This is a genomic window from Lentzea sp. NPDC060358 (assembly GCF_042725365.1).
Taxonomy (GTDB): domain Bacteria; phylum Actinomycetota; class Actinomycetes; order Mycobacteriales; family Pseudonocardiaceae; genus Lentzea.
Genome location: NZ_JBHXCW010000183.1, coordinates 1 through 16,042 on the forward strand (window position 1 = coordinate 1; position 16,042 = coordinate 16,042).

At 68.8% G+C, this 16,042-nt stretch carries 18 protein-coding genes and 3 tRNA genes; 6 read left to right on the forward strand and 15 right to left on the reverse strand.

Going from position 1 to position 16,042, the window contains the following annotated elements:
• Window positions 1-40: 40 nt before the first annotated feature.
• From rpmG to ACFWGZ_RS30030, 5 genes are all read right to left on the reverse strand, one after another.
• Window positions 41-205, reverse strand: a complete 165-nt coding sequence (gene rpmG / locus ACFWGZ_RS30010) for a 50S ribosomal protein L33 (RefSeq protein WP_325510362.1) — start codon at window positions 203-205, stop codon at window positions 41-43.
• Between the two features lie 167 nt (window positions 206-372).
• Window positions 373-445, reverse strand: a tRNA-Met gene (locus ACFWGZ_RS30015).
• Between the two features lie 44 nt (window positions 446-489).
• Window positions 490-565 (reverse strand) — tRNA-Thr (locus ACFWGZ_RS30020).
• Window positions 566-640: 75 nt separating this feature from the next.
• The gene (locus tag ACFWGZ_RS30025) at window positions 641-3,247 is read right to left on the reverse strand and encodes a putative bifunctional diguanylate cyclase/phosphodiesterase (RefSeq protein ID WP_382454943.1); all 2,607 of its coding nucleotides are present in this window, start codon (window positions 3,245-3,247) and stop codon (window positions 641-643) included.
• Between the two features lie 278 nt (window positions 3,248-3,525).
• Complete coding sequence (locus tag ACFWGZ_RS30030; protein WP_382454944.1) at window positions 3,526-3,660, reverse strand: hypothetical protein; 135 nt, start codon at window positions 3,658-3,660, stop codon at window positions 3,526-3,528.
• Between the two features lie 353 nt (window positions 3,661-4,013).
• Here ACFWGZ_RS30030 and ACFWGZ_RS30035 point away from each other — a divergent pair, with 353 nt between their 5' ends.
• Both ACFWGZ_RS30035 and ACFWGZ_RS30040 read left to right on the forward strand, forming a co-directional pair.
• Window positions 4,014-4,832, forward strand: a complete 819-nt coding sequence (locus ACFWGZ_RS30035; RefSeq protein WP_382454945.1) for a GNAT family N-acetyltransferase — start codon at window positions 4,014-4,016, stop codon at window positions 4,830-4,832.
• Between the two features lie 134 nt (window positions 4,833-4,966).
• Window positions 4,967-5,182, forward strand: coding sequence for a hypothetical protein (locus tag ACFWGZ_RS30040; protein ID WP_382454946.1), 216 nt, complete (start codon window positions 4,967-4,969; stop codon window positions 5,180-5,182).
• A 113-nt stretch (window positions 5,183-5,295) separates the two neighbouring features.
• Here ACFWGZ_RS30040 and ACFWGZ_RS30045 read toward each other — a convergent pair whose 3' ends face one another.
• The 3 genes from ACFWGZ_RS30045 to ACFWGZ_RS30055 all read right to left on the reverse strand — a co-directional run bounded on the left by ACFWGZ_RS30045 (window position 5,296) and on the right by ACFWGZ_RS30055 (window position 7,353).
• Complete coding sequence (locus tag ACFWGZ_RS30045; RefSeq protein ID WP_382454947.1) at window positions 5,296-5,724, reverse strand: carboxymuconolactone decarboxylase family protein; 429 nt, start codon at window positions 5,722-5,724, stop codon at window positions 5,296-5,298.
• A 79-nt stretch (window positions 5,725-5,803) separates the two neighbouring features.
• Window positions 5,804-6,538, reverse strand: a complete 735-nt coding sequence (locus tag ACFWGZ_RS30050; RefSeq protein WP_382454948.1) for an SDR family NAD(P)-dependent oxidoreductase — start codon at window positions 6,536-6,538, stop codon at window positions 5,804-5,806.
• On the reverse strand, window positions 6,535-7,353 hold the full coding sequence (locus tag ACFWGZ_RS30055) for an NAD(P)-dependent oxidoreductase (protein WP_382454949.1): 819 nt from the start codon (window positions 7,351-7,353) through the stop codon (window positions 6,535-6,537). Before ACFWGZ_RS30055 ends, ACFWGZ_RS30050 begins: the two co-directional genes overlap by 4 nt.
• An 83-nt stretch (window positions 7,354-7,436) precedes the next feature.
• Here ACFWGZ_RS30055 and ACFWGZ_RS30060 point away from each other — a divergent pair, with 83 nt between their 5' ends.
• On the forward strand, window positions 7,437-7,790 hold the full coding sequence (locus tag ACFWGZ_RS30060; RefSeq protein WP_382454950.1) for a winged helix-turn-helix transcriptional regulator: 354 nt from the start codon (window positions 7,437-7,439) through the stop codon (window positions 7,788-7,790).
• Between the two features lies 1 nt (window position 7,791).
• Here the strand turns inward: ACFWGZ_RS30060 and ACFWGZ_RS30065 are convergent, their stop codons facing one another.
• The 3 genes from ACFWGZ_RS30065 to ACFWGZ_RS30075 form a co-directional block, all read right to left on the reverse strand.
• Window positions 7,792-8,469 carry a protein phosphatase 2C domain-containing protein gene (locus ACFWGZ_RS30065; RefSeq protein WP_382454951.1) on the reverse strand — a complete coding sequence of 226 codons (678 nt, stop codon included), beginning with the start codon at window positions 8,467-8,469 and terminating at the stop codon, window positions 7,792-7,794.
• Between the two features lie 701 nt (window positions 8,470-9,170).
• The gene (locus tag ACFWGZ_RS30070) at window positions 9,171-10,217 is read right to left on the reverse strand and encodes a helix-turn-helix domain-containing protein (RefSeq protein WP_382454952.1); all 1,047 of its coding nucleotides are present in this window, start codon (window positions 10,215-10,217) and stop codon (window positions 9,171-9,173) included.
• A 730-nt stretch (window positions 10,218-10,947) separates the two neighbouring features.
• Window positions 10,948-11,028 (reverse strand) — tRNA-Tyr (locus ACFWGZ_RS30075).
• A 119-nt stretch (window positions 11,029-11,147) separates the two neighbouring features.
• Here ACFWGZ_RS30075 and ACFWGZ_RS30080 point away from each other — a divergent pair.
• Window positions 11,148-11,639, forward strand: a complete 492-nt coding sequence (locus tag ACFWGZ_RS30080; RefSeq protein WP_382454953.1) for a YajQ family cyclic di-GMP-binding protein — start codon at window positions 11,148-11,150, stop codon at window positions 11,637-11,639.
• Window positions 11,636-12,508, forward strand: a complete 873-nt coding sequence (rfbA, locus tag ACFWGZ_RS30085) for a glucose-1-phosphate thymidylyltransferase RfbA (protein WP_382454954.1) — start codon at window positions 11,636-11,638, stop codon at window positions 12,506-12,508. Before ACFWGZ_RS30080 ends, rfbA begins: the two co-directional genes overlap by 4 nt.
• On the opposite strand, the gene htpX is transcribed toward rfbA, so the two are convergent.
• From htpX to ACFWGZ_RS30105, 4 genes are read right to left on the reverse strand one after another with little or no spacing between them, the layout of a single operon-like run.
• On the reverse strand, window positions 12,505-13,374 hold the full coding sequence (htpX, locus tag ACFWGZ_RS30090) for a zinc metalloprotease HtpX (protein WP_382454955.1): 870 nt from the start codon (window positions 13,372-13,374) through the stop codon (window positions 12,505-12,507). The genes rfbA and htpX overlap by 4 nt on opposite strands.
• Window positions 13,375-13,393: 19 nt before the next feature.
• A complete protein-coding gene (locus ACFWGZ_RS30095; protein ID WP_382454956.1) occupies window positions 13,394-13,846 on the reverse strand; it encodes a 4Fe-4S binding protein in 453 nt (150 codons plus the stop codon).
• Window positions 13,843-14,376: an NADH-quinone oxidoreductase subunit C gene (locus ACFWGZ_RS30100; RefSeq protein ID WP_382454957.1), complete on the reverse strand. Its 534-nt coding sequence runs from the start codon at window positions 14,374-14,376 to the stop codon at window positions 13,843-13,845. The genes ACFWGZ_RS30095 and ACFWGZ_RS30100 overlap by 4 nt, the downstream gene beginning before the upstream one ends.
• On the reverse strand, window positions 14,373-14,783 hold the full coding sequence (locus ACFWGZ_RS30105; RefSeq protein WP_177224550.1) for an NADH-quinone oxidoreductase subunit B: 411 nt from the start codon (window positions 14,781-14,783) through the stop codon (window positions 14,373-14,375). The genes ACFWGZ_RS30100 and ACFWGZ_RS30105 overlap by 4 nt, the downstream gene beginning before the upstream one ends.
• Before the next feature lie 90 nt (window positions 14,784-14,873).
• On the opposite strand from ACFWGZ_RS30105, the gene ACFWGZ_RS30110 reads away from it, so the two are divergent.
• A complete protein-coding gene (locus ACFWGZ_RS30110) occupies window positions 14,874-16,040 on the forward strand; it encodes a LysR family transcriptional regulator (RefSeq protein WP_382454958.1) in 1,167 nt (388 codons plus the stop codon).
• Window positions 16,041-16,042 lie beyond the last annotated feature (2 nt).

Consider the following 16,042-nt stretch of genomic DNA (forward strand, 5'->3'; position numbering starts at 1 on the left):
CCCACGGTGTGGGACGGGCCTCGTCGAAGCTGCTACGCGCTCAGCGGGTTTCCTTGTGCGAGCGGTGCGTCTTGCAGTTCGGGCAGAACTTCTTCATCTCCAGACGGTCCGGGTCGTTGCGCCGGTTCTTCCGGGTGATGTAGTTCCGGTGCTTGCACTCCTCGCACGCGAGGGTGATCTTCGGGCGTACGTCGGTTGCAGCCACGGTCCTTGCCTTCCTGAGAGCTCTCCGGACCCCGTAAGACCCAGCACGGGCTTACCGTCTGGCGGGGCGGGCAACGTCGCTGCCCGGGGGTGTGGGGGCTCGGCCCCCAAAATCTTGCGGAGCGAGGAAGGTCGGCGCTTTCCGCCGACAGACCCCACCCACTCGCGTAGCGGTGGCCGGACTTGAACCGGCGACACAGCGATTATGAGCCGCTTGCTCTACCAACTGAGCTACACCGCTTTAACACAACTACAAGCCGCAGCGCTCAGCACTGCGGCCAGTAGTGGAGCCCCTTTACGGAATCGAACCGTAGACCTTCTCCTTACCATGGAGACGCTCTGCCGACTGAGCTAAAGGGGCTTGCTCTTTCGTTCTTGCTGAGCTGTGGAGAACTCTACAACACGGGTCCACCAAGAACGAAATCCGGGGGTCCCTCTAGTGGACCAGGGTGAGCACGGTCTCATCGCGAGCACCCCTGACCTGCACCGTTCGCGCCCGCAGCCACGCCTCGAAGCGGTCTTCGGACAGCGGCCGGGAGATCAGGTACCCCTGCGCCACGTCGCAGCCCATTCCGACCAGCTGATCACGCGCGGCGTCGTCTTCCACGCCCTCGGCGACGACGACGAGACCGAGCGAGTGCCCGAGCTCCACGATGGACCGGACCACGGCCATGTCGCCGAGGTCGGTGCCCATTCCGAGCACGAACGACTTGTCGATCTTCACCTCGTCCACCGGCAGCTGCCGCAGGTACGCGAGTGAGGAGTACCCGGTGCCGAAGTCGTCGACCGCCAGCACGACGCCGATCGCGTGCAGGCGCCGCAGCACCGGCAGGGCGCGCTCGGGGTCGGCCATGACGCCCGACTCGGTGAGTTCGAAGGTCAGCAGCCCGGACGGCACGTCGTGGCGCCGCAGGGCGGCCTCCACGCGGTTCGGGAAGTCCTCGTCGCCCAGCGTCCGCACGGACAGGTTCACCGCGATGGACATCCGCAGCCCGCGGTCGAGCCAGCGGCGCACGCGTTCCAGGGCCCGGTCCATCACGAAGTCCGTCAGCACGTCCACGAGCCCGGTGGCCTCGACGGCCGGCACGAACTCGTCCGGGTCGACGCGGCCGAACTCCGGGTGGGTCCAGCGCACCAGCGCCTCCGCGCCCACGACCTGGCGGGACGGCAGGGCGACCTTGGGCTGGTAGTGCACCGAGATCTGCCCGGTCTCGACGGCCTGGCGGAACTGCGTCACGAGCTGGAAGCGGCGCAGGAACAGGTGGCCCATCGACGGCGCGTAGGCCTTCACCGGTGTGCCCTCGGTCGTGGCGCGCACGGCGACGTCCGCGCACTGCAGCAGCACGTCGGGGTCCGGGTCCTCGGACTCGGAGGCGGCCTTGGACGCGTAGCCGACGACGGCGGAGGCCTCGACGGTGAGCCGGTCGACCGGGTACGGCACGGACAGCCCGGCGCGCAGGCGTTCGGCGATCTCGTGCGCCGCACCGGAACGCGAGTCGTCGAGGTACGCCGCGAACGCGCCGCCCTCGAGCCGTGCGAGCGGAACGTCCGCACCGAGCGCGTCACGCAGACGACGTCCCGCGGCGACCACCATCCGGTTGCCCCAGGCCTGGCCGAGCGCGTCGGAGACGGTCGAGAGGATGTCGAGGTCGATGCGCAGCACCACGCCCCGCTCGGACTCGCGCAACGACTCGGCGCACGCCTCGCGCAGGCCGGCGCGGTTCAGCAGGCCGGTCAGCGGGTCGTGGTAGGCGTCGTGGCGCAGCCGGGCGAGCAGGCGGCGGTTGTCGACGGCGGTCGCGAGGTGCGAGGCCAGGGTCCTGAGCAGCTGGATGTCGGCCTTGCCGAAGCCGCGCCAGCGCGAGAGCCGGTCGTGGGCCTCGACGGCGCCGAGCAGCTGGGTCGCGCCGCGCAACGGCACGACGAGCGCCTCCTGGGCGTCACGGCGCAGCAGGGCCTCGGTGACGTCCTCGGTCGCGTCGGCGACGCGGTAGTAGCGGACGTGCGTGCCGGGCAGTTGCAGGACCGGGTCCTCGCGCACGGCCCGCGGGTCCGTCGCCGTCATCTCCTCCGGCAGCGGTTCGCCGGCGACGAGGGTGATCATGGCTTCCTGCGGGTCGGTGCGCAGGCGCAGCACGACCCGGTTGGCGTTGAGCTGCTCGCGGATGCGTTCCGCGATCTGCTGCCACTCGTCCTCTTCGACGCCCGCGGTGAGGTCGTCGTCGGGCTGGCGCGGTCCGGTGCCGTGCTGGCCCGACCGCGCGACGCGGAGGCTGACCTCGCTCAGGGCCTCCAGGTCGCGCTGTTCGCGCAGCAGGCCGGAGTAGGCGAAGTAGGTGGCCACGATGCCCGCGAACACCAGCAGGACGAGGACGACGCCCCACTCGGTGGTGGCGACGATCTGGTAGGCGACGAGGCCGATCGAGGTGTTGAGCAGCGCGACGACCAGCGTCTGCAGCACGAGCCGCAGGCTGTTGCCGACGCGCATCGACTTGCCCATGAGGCGCAGCGCGCAGAGGCCCAGCACGCTCGCGAGCATCGGCACGGTGATCGTCCCGACGAAGGCGCCCGCCCAGAACGGCCCGCCCGCGCCGATCATCCGGTTCACGGCCTCGGCGGCGGCGAACGCCACGGAGATCTCCATGAACATCAGACCGGCGTTGTAGACGGCGCGGTCGAGGATCCGCCTGCCGAGCAGCGTGCCCACGCCCGCGACCACGTGCGCGGCGAGCACTATCTCGAACGGCGCCACGAGCAGGCCCAGGACCAGCGGGATCTCGGTGAAGGAGATCGTCCACGCGACGCCGCTGCGGACGTCGACGTTGATCGCGAGCTGTTCGGCCAGCAGGAAGCCCACGACGAGCAGCGGGCCGATCCAGAAGAGGGAGGTGTTCTCCTTCTCCGGCAGCCAGGCCGCCACCACGCCCGCGCAGACGACGCCGGCCACCAGGAGGGTGACGGCGAACGTGCTGAACGCCCGGTTGGTCGACTTGGCCGACCAGGCGGCCGAGTCCGACACGGGGGCCGACGCTCGGTCGGACATCCAGCCTCCTCGTCGGCCTGAGTGCGGGGGATCCTCTGGGCGTGACTGAGGGGTCCCGCCCTTGGCGATCAGGACCCCTCCAGGGGCACCAATGTACCCCGCTCGGGGGACAAAATGGCAGGTCGAGCACCCTTGGTGACGTCGATTCACCCAGACGTGGCCAGCCGTTGAGACGCCCGTGGAGCACCGCCACGGCCCGCCCCGGCAGCCGCACGCGATCTTGCTCGAGTCCCGCCCGTACGCACCCGCCGCGCGGTGCCGCCTGCTCCGCCAGCAGGTCAGCGCAGTGGAGCCGGGGATGCCGGAGTGCAGTGGGCCGAACCGGTGACGGGGTCCTCCGCGGTGCCGGCGGCCCGGTGGGAGCGGCGGCCGACGAGGTCCACCTCACCGTCCTCGACGGCCATCGCGATCACTGCGCGTGACGGAAATTGTGCCACTCCCTGGACGTCGAGGCGCGTGGAACGGGCCTCCGCGGCGCTCGCCGACTCGACCGGCAGGCCGGACCTCGCACCTGCTGCGGACTTGATCGTCGCATGTGGCAGCGCTTCCGCTAGTCCGATTGGCGGGTCAATCAACTCTGAGGGGTCCGCGGGGAGAGCCGTGCGGACCCACCCGTCGTCGTTCGTGCACGTGAGGACTCCGCTACGCGTGGTGAACCCCTGCTCACCGCCGAGGACGTGGGCGGGGTTGCCCGCGAGGGGCCGATCGGTGACCGAATCCACGGCGAAGACCTCCGCGGACCGGCCCTGCCGTGGTCGGATGCGGCATGACCGAGATCTTTTCCTTCACAGAGACGGATCCGGATTCGCTGGGCGCGACCTGGGGGCCGCTGCGCGTGCACAGACTGGCCTGGCAGCCGGGGTGCGACCTGCCCGCGCTGCTCGACGAGTGGGAGACCCGGCTGACCGGGCTCGACGACCCCGACACCGCGGCGCTGGTGACGGTGCCGAGCCACGAAGCCGGCTGCGCGCTGCCGCTGGTCCACCGCGGCTTCGCCCCGCTGACCGTGATCGCCGAACGCCTCGCGGGCACGTCCGCGGCGCCGAGACCGGCGGCGGTCGACGTCCGGCCGGCGACGCGCGCCGACCTCGACCTGGCGGTCGAGCTGAACATGCACACGGTCCGGTACGACGCCGCGTTCGGCATGGTCACCGAGCGCCCGAACACCGCGGAGCACCTGCGGACCGCGCTCGCCGAGGTGCTCGACCGCGACCACGAGGCCATGTGGCTCGCGGTCCGCGACGGCACGCCCGTCGGCATGCTCTACATCGACCTGCCGCAGGACGCGGGGTGGATGGAGCGGTTCGCGTCCGCACGCCCGTTCGCCTACCTCGGCCATCTCGGCGTCCACCCGGACGCGCGGGGCACGGGCGCCGGCAGCGCTCTCACAGCACACGCGCACGTCGTCCTGGACCGCGCCGGCGTGGCGGCGACGCTGCTCCACCACGCGCTGCCGAACCCGCGCTCGACGCCGTTCTGGTACTCGCACGGCTACCGTCCGAGGTGGACGGTGTGGGTGCGCCGGCCCGCGCTGCGCTCGTCCCCCGGCGTGTCTGCGGTCCCCGAACGGCCTAATGAGACATGATCTGCCCGTTCACACAAGCGAAGAACCCGACCGGCTCAGTACTTGTGGAACGAATCCGGCCTCTATTTCGACTAAGGGGTCAGGGATTCAGACACCACAACCGGGGGGTCGCCATGGAGCTGAGCGGAAGAGCGATGTCGATGCTGAGGGCCGTCGCCGCAGGCCGCGCCGAGGTCACGGGGGGCATCGAGCCGGAGCTCTACGTCGACGGACTGCCCTGCTGCGACCAGATGGCGACGCACGACCTCGTGCACGCCGGACTGCTGCGCCCCTCGCAGCCCACGAGTTTCGGCCACCGGGTCTGCGCCGAGCTGACCGAGGACGGCCGCGCGGCACTCGCCGCGGTCTGACGGCGTGCCGCTCGCCGATGATCGAACATTTGTTCGACATGAGGTATGCTGCGCGCTGAGACCGGCACGCAAGGGAGAGGAAGCTCTTGCGCGCCGGTCTCTTCTCGTCCGTCCTAGGCGGACACTTCCTGCCGCGAGCCGACGTTGAGCCGGTTCCACGTGTTGATCGCGCAGATCGCGAGCATCAGCCCGGCCAGTTCCCGCTCGCTCCAGTGCTGCGCGGCCTCGTCCCACACGGCGTCGCTGACCTGCACGTGCGTCATCTCCTCGGCGAGCGCGAACGCCGCCTTCTCCGCGTCGGAGTAGTAGGGCACGTCCCGCCAGCCGGCGATGGCCCAGATCCGCTCGTCCGCGACCTTCGCCTCGCGCAGGAGCTTCGTGTGGTAGTCGATGCACGCCCCGCAGCCGTTGACGATGCTGACCCGCAGGCAGATCAGCTCCACGAGGTCCTTGTCGAGGCCCGTCGCGGCCGCGGCCGCCGACAGGTCCAGCATCGCCTTCATCGCGCCGGGCACCGACATGATCGGGTTGGTAATCCTCATCTTCGTTCTCCTGTCTCGTCGTCTGCCCGGTCGACCCGGCGGGCGGCGGAGATGTGACAGGAAGGTCGAAGATTTTTCGTCAGGCGCTGATGCCCTGGCCGAGGCCCCCGTCGACGGCGAGCTCGGCGCCGGTGGTGAACGTGGCCTCGAACGCCAGGAAGAGCACGGCGCTCGCGACCTCGTCCATGGTGCCGTGCCGCTTCAACGGCGTGATGCGGTCGCCTTGGTCTTTGAACTCCTCGAGCACGTCCTGCGGCACGCCCGTGACCCCCATCGACGGCGTGTCGATGAAGCCGGGGCTGACCACGTTGACCCGGATGCCGCGCGGCGCGAGCTCCGCCGCCAGCCCCCGTGCGAACGCCCTGACCGCCGCCTTGGCGCCCGCGTAGACGCTCAGGCCGGGCGAGCCCAGGACGGTGGCGACGCTGGTGGTGAAGACGATCGCGCCGCCCTCCGCGACCAGCGGCGCGAGGCGCTGGGCGGTGAAGAAGGCGCCCTTGGTGTTCACGTCGAACGTGCGGTCGTAGTCGGCTTCGGTGGCCTGCTCGAACGGCGTGAGCGTGGAGAAGCCGACGTTGACGAAGAGCAGGTCGATGCCGCCGAGCCGGTGCCGCACTTCGGCTTCGAGGGCGGCGATGTCCGCCAGGTCCGCGGCGTCCGACGCGACCGCGTGGGCCTTGACGCCCTCGGCCTTGTCGATCGTGCGGCCGGTCAGCAGGACCTCGACCCCGTTCTCGACCAGCATCTCGACCGTCGCGCGGCCCATGCCGTGCGTGCCGCCGGTGACGACGGCCTTCTTGCCCTGGTACTTCACTTCCGGATCACCTCGATGACGCTCGCGATGCTGTGCGCGCCGTGGCCCGCGCGCTGGGCGCGTTCGAACAGGTCGTGCAAGGCCCGCGGAACGGTGGTGTCGAGGCCCTGCTCGCCGTTGGCCTCGGTGAGCAGGCGCAGGCCGGAGACGTTGATGTCGAGAGCCGACACGTCGGTCTCGTACCTCCCGCTGTGCGTCTCCTCGCCCATCTCGGGCAGGAACGTGCCGACGACGTCGAGCCAGTCCGTGGCGAACGGCGTGAACCGCTCCGGCGTGACGCCCGCGCTGCCGACGAGGGCGAGGGCCTGCAGGTAGCCGCCGAAGACCGACCACATGACGCCCAGCAGCGCGAGGTCGTAGAGCGCGGCCAGGCCGGCGTCCTCACCCAGGTAGACCGGTTCGCCGAACACCTGCAGGACGTGGTGGTCCTCGCTGCCGCTGAACAGGATCCGCGCCTGCGGGGTGCCGATCTGCTGCGGCACGGCCATGATCACGCCGTCGACGTACTCGACGCCGTTGGCCGCGGCCCACCGCGCGGTCGCACGGGCCTGCTCCGGCGTGCCGGAGGTGAGGTTGACGAGGGTCTTGATCCGGCCGGTCAGCAGCGGCTGCTGAACGTCGTGAGTGGACAGACAGGTGACGACGACGTCGCTGTCGAGGGCTTCTTCCAGAGTCTTCCTGGTGGTGCCGGCCGGCGCCGGCTTGTCCGTCCGGTTCCACACGGTCACGTCGTAGCCCTGGTCGACCAGGGCGGTGGCGAGCGCACTGCCCATCCGGCCGAGGCCGAGCACGCTCACGGTTTTCTTGATCCCCATGCCGGCAATGCTGGTTCCGCCGCTGTCGTACCGGCAAGTACCTACTATTTTGTCAGGTACCCACTTTTCGGTAAGGATCCTGGATGAAGCCTCGGCAGTACGCGTGCGGCCTCGACGCGGCGATCGACGTGATCGGCGGCCGGTGGAAGGCCCTGGTCCTGTGGGCCCTGCACCACGGCCCGATGCGCACGGGTGAGCTGCGCAGGTCGGTGTCCGGCATCAGCGAGAAGATGCTGATCCAGGTGCTGCGCGAGATGGAGGCGGACGAGATCGTGCACCGCGAGGTGTTCCACGAGGTCCCGCCCCGAGTCGAGTACTCGCTGACCCCGCTGGGGACGAGGCTGAACGAGGCACTGCTGCCGCTGGGCGACTGGGGCGAGACCAACATGCGCGCAATAGCGCGCCGCCGCGGCGTCGAACCGGCGCAGCGCCACTGACCTACCGCTCGAGGTAAACAACAGTCGCGTCGTCGGAAACCTTCGCCCGCGGCCAATCCACGGCCTTGGCGTCTTCCTTTTCGACGGCGCGCATTTTGCGAATCAGATCGTCCGGCCCGTTGGCCGCCATCAGTTCGAGAGCCTGACGCCAATCGAAGAGGTCGAACAGATCGACCGCCCGCGCCGCGCCATCGGACAGGATCGCGACCCGCCGGACTTCAGCCAAGGGAATTTCCCCGGTGAGCGCGTGCTCGACGTCGGCGGGATCGGCACCGGCCGTGCGGTTGGTGCGCGTGTCGCTCACGACCCGCAACTCGCTCTTGGCGTCGACCACCACGGTCGCGTCGCCGAGCACCAGGTACCGCAGCACGTCTTCCTTGATCTGCACGAGCCCGACCGTCGCGCTGGGACTGTCCGGGTGCTCGAGGTCGCACCCGCCCCCGTGCAGCTCACGCGTCTGCCGAACGGCCTCGGCCAGCGCCGGAGCGGGCCCGAGGTGCGCGCACCGCAACAGTTCCGCGGCCAGCTGGTCGGCGAACCAGCCGACCCCGTGGGCGCACCCGGTCTCGGGCTTGGCGGTGACGCCGTCGAGCACGGCGAGCAGGTTCGGCCCGACCAGGGCGCGGTCCTCGCTCGGCGCGGTCGTGCGGCCGGCCTCGGTTGCCATCTGCGTGCGCACTGAGATCCCCTCGGTGGTGTGCGAATGCGAGCTTGATCAGTCTGTCAGAGACGCACACCTTCTCGACCAGGCGTCAACGCTCACCGCAACCGCATTCGACAGCACACGGAATCGGAATTGCTCCAGCGTTGGATGCCAAGGTGTCGCCTCCTCGAACTACGCGATGTCCATGATTTGTCCACACTCGAATGGATTAGTTCGTTGCGGTGACATCTGCACAACATCCCCAAAGTCGTAACAATTCCAGCAGAACCGGAATAGCTCTTCTTTCGCCCGAACAGGTGGCGAGCAAAGTCGAAAAAAGAAGGTGGGACCTCCGTTGCCGCGGAGATCCCACCTGAAACCCGAGTCGGCCGAGTCACTGACCTGAGCTGCGGGCGGCCCCCAGGCGTGACCCGGCGAGCGCTTCACAAGGATGAGGGTGCCAACCCCCTGCTAGCAAGTCCTGTGCGATGCGGGTTGTTTCGTCATCAACCCAGACATGCGGTTCTGAGCTGCACTGATACGACGCAGCCACAGAGAAACTTGTCCTGTGGCCAAGCAGTTCTCACTCCATCTGGTGAGACGTGTCGACCAGAACCACCCTCTCGCTCCGACGCAGAGTCGAGTTGCGATCGGTCGGAGATGTGACGCGTACAGTAAAACGGGGCGCAGCCATCAATGAAATGGCGGCACCCCGTCGATGATCACTTGCCAGCGAACTACCCGGTTTGCACCCGGCCTTCGATCACGGTCCCCTGAATCGCTTTTCCGTCGTAGCTGACAGGAAAACTCCTACCTTCACATCCACCAGGAAGCGCCGTCGCGACCTCGAACTTGAAACCCACTCGCGTTATTCCATGGGCGTCGATGCGGTAGGGAAAGTTCTGCAGGTTCGATATCTTCAACACACCAGGAGGACAGCTCCTGAACCCGGCGAGTGAATCGTCCTCAAGAATCTTCACCTGAGCGGTCAGCTCCGTGACGACGAGGTCCGTCGCGTTCGGATTCCGCAGATCGACCCACCGCAGCTCCACAGCCCCCGCCTTGAGCACCAAGGGAGGTTCACCTATCTCCGCGATCTCGAAGAGCTGGATCGAGGACGCCATAGTGGCGTTCGGCGTCGTCGTCCGCTCGTTCGCCGACCAGACGAGCGCGAAGATCAACGCAAAATTGATCAGGACCAAGATGGCGATTGCCCAGGCCGAAGTACGCCGTGACAACGGCTGCACGGCGCGATGTGCGCCCGGACGAGCAGGCGCCGACAGCCGGGGGCCACCCGGCACCACTCTGGCCGTCGCAGGCAGGTCGACCCGGGGAATCCGATCGGTCGCCTCGGGATCCGACTCCTGCTCGCCGGTCAGCTGCTCGGGTATCCCCGATAACTCCGGCTCGTCCGCACCGCCCAAGTCCTCCGCCTCGTTCGCCGACTTCTCCACACGGGTAGCCCTGCGAGCCTCAGAACCACGCTGGGTCGGGACAGCACCCGTGTCAGGGCGCCGAGCTCGTCCCGAGGTGCTGTTCAGCTCACGCCACCTGGCTTCCCACTCCTGCTCGTCACCAGCACATGCCCGGACGTAGGCCAGCGTCACCTCGAGCGTCGGCAACCCGTTGCCCGACGCCGCTTTGCTCAACGTCGAGGCAGCGAAGTGCACGAGCTTCTCCATCGCGCGGTAGTCCAGCCGCGCCTTGTCGCGCAGGGCACGCAGCCCGAGGGCGAACTCGCCCTCGGGCGTGCTTCCGTCGATCTCGGCCTCAGGGCGCGCCATCGCCGGCGTTCTCCCCTCGGATGAAGGGCACGACCGCCCCGCCGACTCCAGGCAACTCCGGCGCGGAGCCACCCTGTGGAGCGCGCACGAACCGTGGCATCGGCCCGGCCGACAGCAGCCGGTACCCGAGCACACCTGTCGCGGTCGCGCCCGCGACCAGCGCGGAGGCAGTCACCGCCGGCACACCGGCGAGCACCAAGCCGACCTCGGAGGCGACAACCCCCAGCACGAGGCCCGTTCCAGCCCAGTCGCACCGAGGGCGTGCGCCAAGTCCGCCCTTACCCTGAATCACCAATACCGCCTTCGCTCAGCAATCACTCCCACCGCCCGATCGGACGGTGGACGAACTGCGCAGGTCGGTTCAACCTGCGCAGGTGACTCGGCCTTTCTCGTGCTCAAAACCACAACGCGCCCCCCGCGGCGGCAACCACGGGCGGCGCTGCTCTCCTTCGAACTCGCACAGTCTGGGGCATGGATGGGACGGACGGCCAGACCATCAGTGCCCTACGGCACAACCATCATCAATTCGTATCGGCGCGCGCACGGACGATAACGACGTCACGAGACGCCTGCAGTGGGCTGAAAGCTCGTCCTCTCCTTGCACGCCAACGAATCCCCCTCGCGAAGGCAACCCGCGTCGGTGATGTGCGTACTCGGTCGTGGAGAGCTGGTGACACGACGAAGGCCCTGTGACCAGTTCTCACTGGTCACAGGGCCTTCAGTACTGCTGTGGCGGGTAGAGGATTCGAACCTCTGTAGCTTTCGCGACGGATTTACAGTCCGCTCCCATTGGCCGCTCGGGCAACCCGCCCCACACCGTCGTAACGGTGCAGGCGGAACAATACATAACCCCTTCGGGACACCCCAAATCGGGGTACCCCAGTAGCATCGACGCAGGCTGTGACCCCGAGATCGTTGAGGAGTGAAGTCGTGGCGGACCCGTCGTTCGACGTGGTGAGCAAGGTGGACCGGCAGGAGGTCGACAACGCGCTCAACCAGGCGGCCAAGGAGCTGAGCACACGCTTCGACTTCCGGGGCACCAACACCACGGTGGCCTGGGCCGGTGAGGAGGCGATCGCCTTCTCCTCCGAGACCGAGGAGCGCTGCAAGGCGGCGATCGACGTCTTCCAGGAGAAGCTGGTCAAGCGCAACATCTCGATGAAGGCGTTCGAGGTGGGCGAGCCCGCGGTGTCCGGGAAGGTGTTCAAGGTCACGGGAAATCTCGTGCAGGGCATCACGTCCGAGAAGGCCAAGGAGATCGCCAAGAAGATCCGCGACGAGGCACCCAAGGGCGTGCAGGCGCAGATCCAGGGTGACCAGCTGCGGGTGTCCGGCAAGAAGAAGGACCACCTGCAGGACGTCATCGCCCTGTTGAAGGGCTCCGACTTCGGGATCGCCCTCCAGTTCACCAACTACCGGTGAAGGGCATCGTCCTCGCCGGTGGCAGCGGGACGCGCCTGCACCCGATCACGCAGGCCGTCTCCAAGCAGCTGCTGCCGGTGTTCGACAAGCCGATGATCTACTACCCGCTGTCGGTGCTCATGCTGGCCGGCATCCGGGAGGTGCTGATCATCAGCACGCCCACCGACCTGCCGCTGTTCCGGCGGCTGCTCGGCGACGGGTCGCAGTGGGGCATGTCCTTCTCCTACGCGGAGCAGGCCGCCCCCAACGGGCTCGCGGAGGCGTTCGTCATCGGCGCGGACTTCGTCGGGGACGACGACGTGGCGCTGGTGCTGGGCGACAACATCTTCTACGGCCAGGGCTTCTCGTCCACGCTGCAGCAGCACGCGTCCTCTTTGGACGGCTGCGTGCTCTTCGGGTACCAGGTGAAGGACCCCGAGCGGTACGGCGTGGGCGAGGTCGACTCGACCGGGAAGCTGCTGTCCATCGAGGAGAAGCCGACGCGGCCGAAGTCGAACCGGGCGATCACCGGGCTCTACTTCTACGACAACGGCGTGCTGGACATCGCGCGCAACCTCAAGCCGTCGCCGCGCGGCGAGCTGGAGATCACCGACGTCAACCTCGCGTACCTGCGCGAGGGGCGCGCCCAGCTGGTCGACCTGAGCCGCGGGTTCGCGTGGCTCGACACCGGCACGCACGACTCGCTGCTCGAGGCCGGGCAGTTCGTGCAGGTGCTGGAGCACCGGACGGGCGTGCGCATCGCGTGTCCCGAGGAGATCGCGCTGCGCATGGGCTTCATCTCCGCGCAGGAGTGCTACGCGCTCGGTGAGAAGCTCGGCAAGTCCGGTTACGGCGAGTACCTGATGGCGGTGGCGCAGGCAGGGCGCTAACGAGCCTTGCGCGCCATCTCCTCGAGCCTGCGGACGCGGTCGGCGATCGGCGGGTGGGTCGAGAACCACCTCGCGAACTGCTCCCCCGAGCGGAACGGGTTCGCGATCATCAGGTGGCTCTGCGAGACCACCTCCGGCTCCGGTGCGAGCGGCGCCGCCCGCGTCCCCTGCTCGATCTTGCGCAACGCGCTCGCCAGCGCGAGCGGGTCGCCGGTGAGCTCGGCGCCGGACTGGTCCGCCTGGAACTCGCGCGAGCGGCTCACGGCCAGGCGCACCACCGTGGCCGCGACCGGGCCCAGCAGCGCGATCAGCAGCAACCCCAGCGGACCCGGTCCGTCGTCGTCACCGTCGCCGCCGCCGAAGATGCCGGCGAGCAGCGCCAGGTTCGCGAGCATCGTGATCACGCCCGCGAGCGCGCCGGCCACGCAGCTGATCAGGATGTCGCGGTTGTAGACGTGCGCGAGCTCGTGGCCGAGCACGGCGCGCAGCTCCCGTTCGTCGAGCAGCTCCAGGATGCCCGTGGTGCAGCACACGGCGGCGTTGCGCGGGTTGCGGCCCGTCGCGAACGCGTTGGGGGCGGCCGTCGGGCTCAGGTACAGCCTCGGCATGGGCTGGCGCGCCTTCTGCGACAGCTCCCGCACGATCGCGAACAGCACCGGCTGCTCCACCTGCGACACGGGCCGCGCCCGCATCGCCCGCAGCGCGAGCTTGTCGGAGTTGAAGTACGCGTAGGCGTTCACGCCCAAGGCCAACACCAGGCCGATGACCAGTGCGGTTCGCCCGAACAAGCTGCTGATCAACACGATCAGCGCGCTCATCCCGCCGAGCAGCACGGCCGTCTTCAACCCGTTGAAGTGCTTGTGCACGGTTACGCCTCCGGGTCTGTTACGTCCTACCTCTCAACGAACCGGGCCTGCGTCCAGTTCCTGTCGCCGTCTCCGGGGCGGCCTCGGCGGCCGGGTCCAGGGGCGGTGGCGGCGGGACCTTCTCGACCCACGTGGCGAGCACGTCCCGTTCGTGGACCAGCTCCGCGACGGCGCCGTCGCCCTCGATCGAGCCCGTCCCCGGATAGCCGAACTCCGGCGCCCAGTGCAGGGCGTCGAACGGGCAGACCTCGACGCAGATGCCGCAGTAGAGACACTGGCCGTAGTCGATCGCGAACCGGTCGAGCACGTTGCGGCTGCGCGGGCGGGCGCTGCCGGGCTGCTGCTCGACCTCGGTGTGGCTGGTGATGTGGATGCACCAGTCGGGGCACTCGCGCGCGCAGATCATGCAGACCGTGCAGTTGGCGTCCAGCAGCGCGATGACGCCCCTCGTCCGCGGTGGCAGGTTCGTCACGACGTGCTCTCCTCTTCACGGCGCGGGCCCCACGACGGGTCCGGCACGCCAGGTGGTGCGGTGCGGCGGCGGCTCGGGGCGCTCGTGGCGTCCTCGCCGGGCTCGAGACGGCCCGGCCAGGGGCGCACGACCCGGGAGGCGAGCACGAAGTCCTTGCGCAGCGGGTGGCCCTGGAAGGTGTCGGGCAGCAGCAGGTGCTCCGGCTCGTCGGCGACGCCGATCCCGAACATCTCGGCGGCCTCGCGCTCGTGCCAGCGCGCGCCCTTCCAGAGGTGGGCGACGCTCGCGAGGGCGTCTTCAGCGCCGACCTCGGTCCGCAGCATCACGCCCGCGCGCGTGCGCGGGTCGATCACGTGCAGGAACACCGCGTGGCGCTGCCCGGCCGCACCGGGACGGCCCGCGTCCTCGACGCCGAGCCAGTCGAACATGGTGTGCCCGCTGCCGTGCAGCTCGGTCGCGGCCGCGAGCCAGCCGGCGAGCTCCACGTGGTGGACCGTCTGGCCGAAAGCGGTCTTCGGGGTGGTCGTCACGCGTTCACCAGCCCGTGCAGCGCCTTGAGGCCCTCGAGGAGCGCTTCGGGACGCGGCGGGCAGCCGGGCACGGCGACGTGGACCGGCAGGGCCTGGTCGATGCCCTTGGTGACGCTGTAGGAGTCCCAGTACGGGCCGCCGGTGTTGCTGCAGGCGCCCACGGAGATCACGTAGCGGGGTTCGGGCATGGCCTCGTAACTGCGGAGGACAGCGGGCAACATGACGTCCGTGACGGTGCCGGAGACGACGAGGACGTGCGCCTCGCCCGCGCCGTCGACCGGCGTGACGCCGAGGTCGGGGAGGCGGTCGAGAGCTGCCATCACCTCGACCCCGCAGCAGGCGAGTCCGAGTTCGAGCACGGTGACCTGGTAGGTGGTGCCCCATTCCAGGCGAGCGGAAGCCGTCACAACGGCTGAGGGTAATACTTGGGGGCCCGCCGGCTCACGCCTGGCGGACCCCCACCCCCCAATGATTCCCCCCGGAATCGGCTCCCACGCGTGGTCGCCGCGGATAGCTTTGTACACCGCCCGATAAGTGTCCAGCGATTTCCGAAGAGCATCTGCAGAAAATTTGTCTGCGAAATGCGGTCAAGTTCAGTTCAACTGATCGGCAGAACACCAGAGAGGGTCTCGATGTCCGGCTCGTCCCAGTTGGTGCTCCCCACCAGCACCTCGCTGCACCGCCTGCTGAACATGCCCGGTGCTCTCCTGGATACCACGATGGACCAGCTCAGGACCCTGTTGACCGTTCACGAGACCCGTTCGGCCCTGCGGGCGGCGCGCGCACTCGGGCGGGAGCAGTCGAGCGTGCAGAAGCAGCTCGACACGTTGAACAGGAACTTCCGCCAACTGTGCGGTGAACCGCTCGTGGTGAAGCAGGGCCGCGGAAAGGACGTGCTGTTCACGCCCACTGGTGAGTCGCTCGTCGAAATGGCGCGGGAGACGCTCGCGGAGTGGCTCGACGGAATTCACGAGTGCCGCCGCAAGCTCGGCACGACCGTCACCGTCGGCACCACGCGATACATGCTCGACACGCTCGCGAAGGCGTGGCACCACGTGTCGGACGAGTTCCGCGAGCGCGACGTGGACCTCAAGGTCGTGCACATCCGCACCAAGGACATCTGGACCAAGCTCGAGACGCGCGAGGTCGACGTCGTCTGCGGCAGCGTCGTGACGCACGCGGGCGCCGGCTGGGAGCGGCCGGAGTTCGAGGTGATCGAGTGGCGGCGCGGCGGCCTGGCGCTGCTGACGAACCTGCCCGACTCGGTGGTGGGCGACCGCGTGCGCGTGCCGCAGCTGCGTTCCGTGCCGCTGGTGGTGCCGGGGGCCGGCCTGATCGCCGAGTTCCTGCGCGGCTGGTTCGGTCCCGACTACCGGCAGAGCATCGACATCGCGGCCGAGATCGACGAGATCCAGTACGGCATCTCGCTGCTGCGCTCGAACCTCGTCCAGGGAGCCATGATCGTGACGTCTGGTTTGGGCGTGGTGGCGTCGAACAACGAACTCCGGGAGGGCGGGGGCCTCCGCGTCGTCGAGCTCGCAGATGACTCTCTGGAGCGGCTTGTGGGCGTTTTCGCCCGAACGGATGAACTGGCGAAGCACCCGGCCGATCATCCGCTCAACCTGCTGTGGGCGGCCTTCACGGCAGAGGCGCCCCGGCCGTAGCC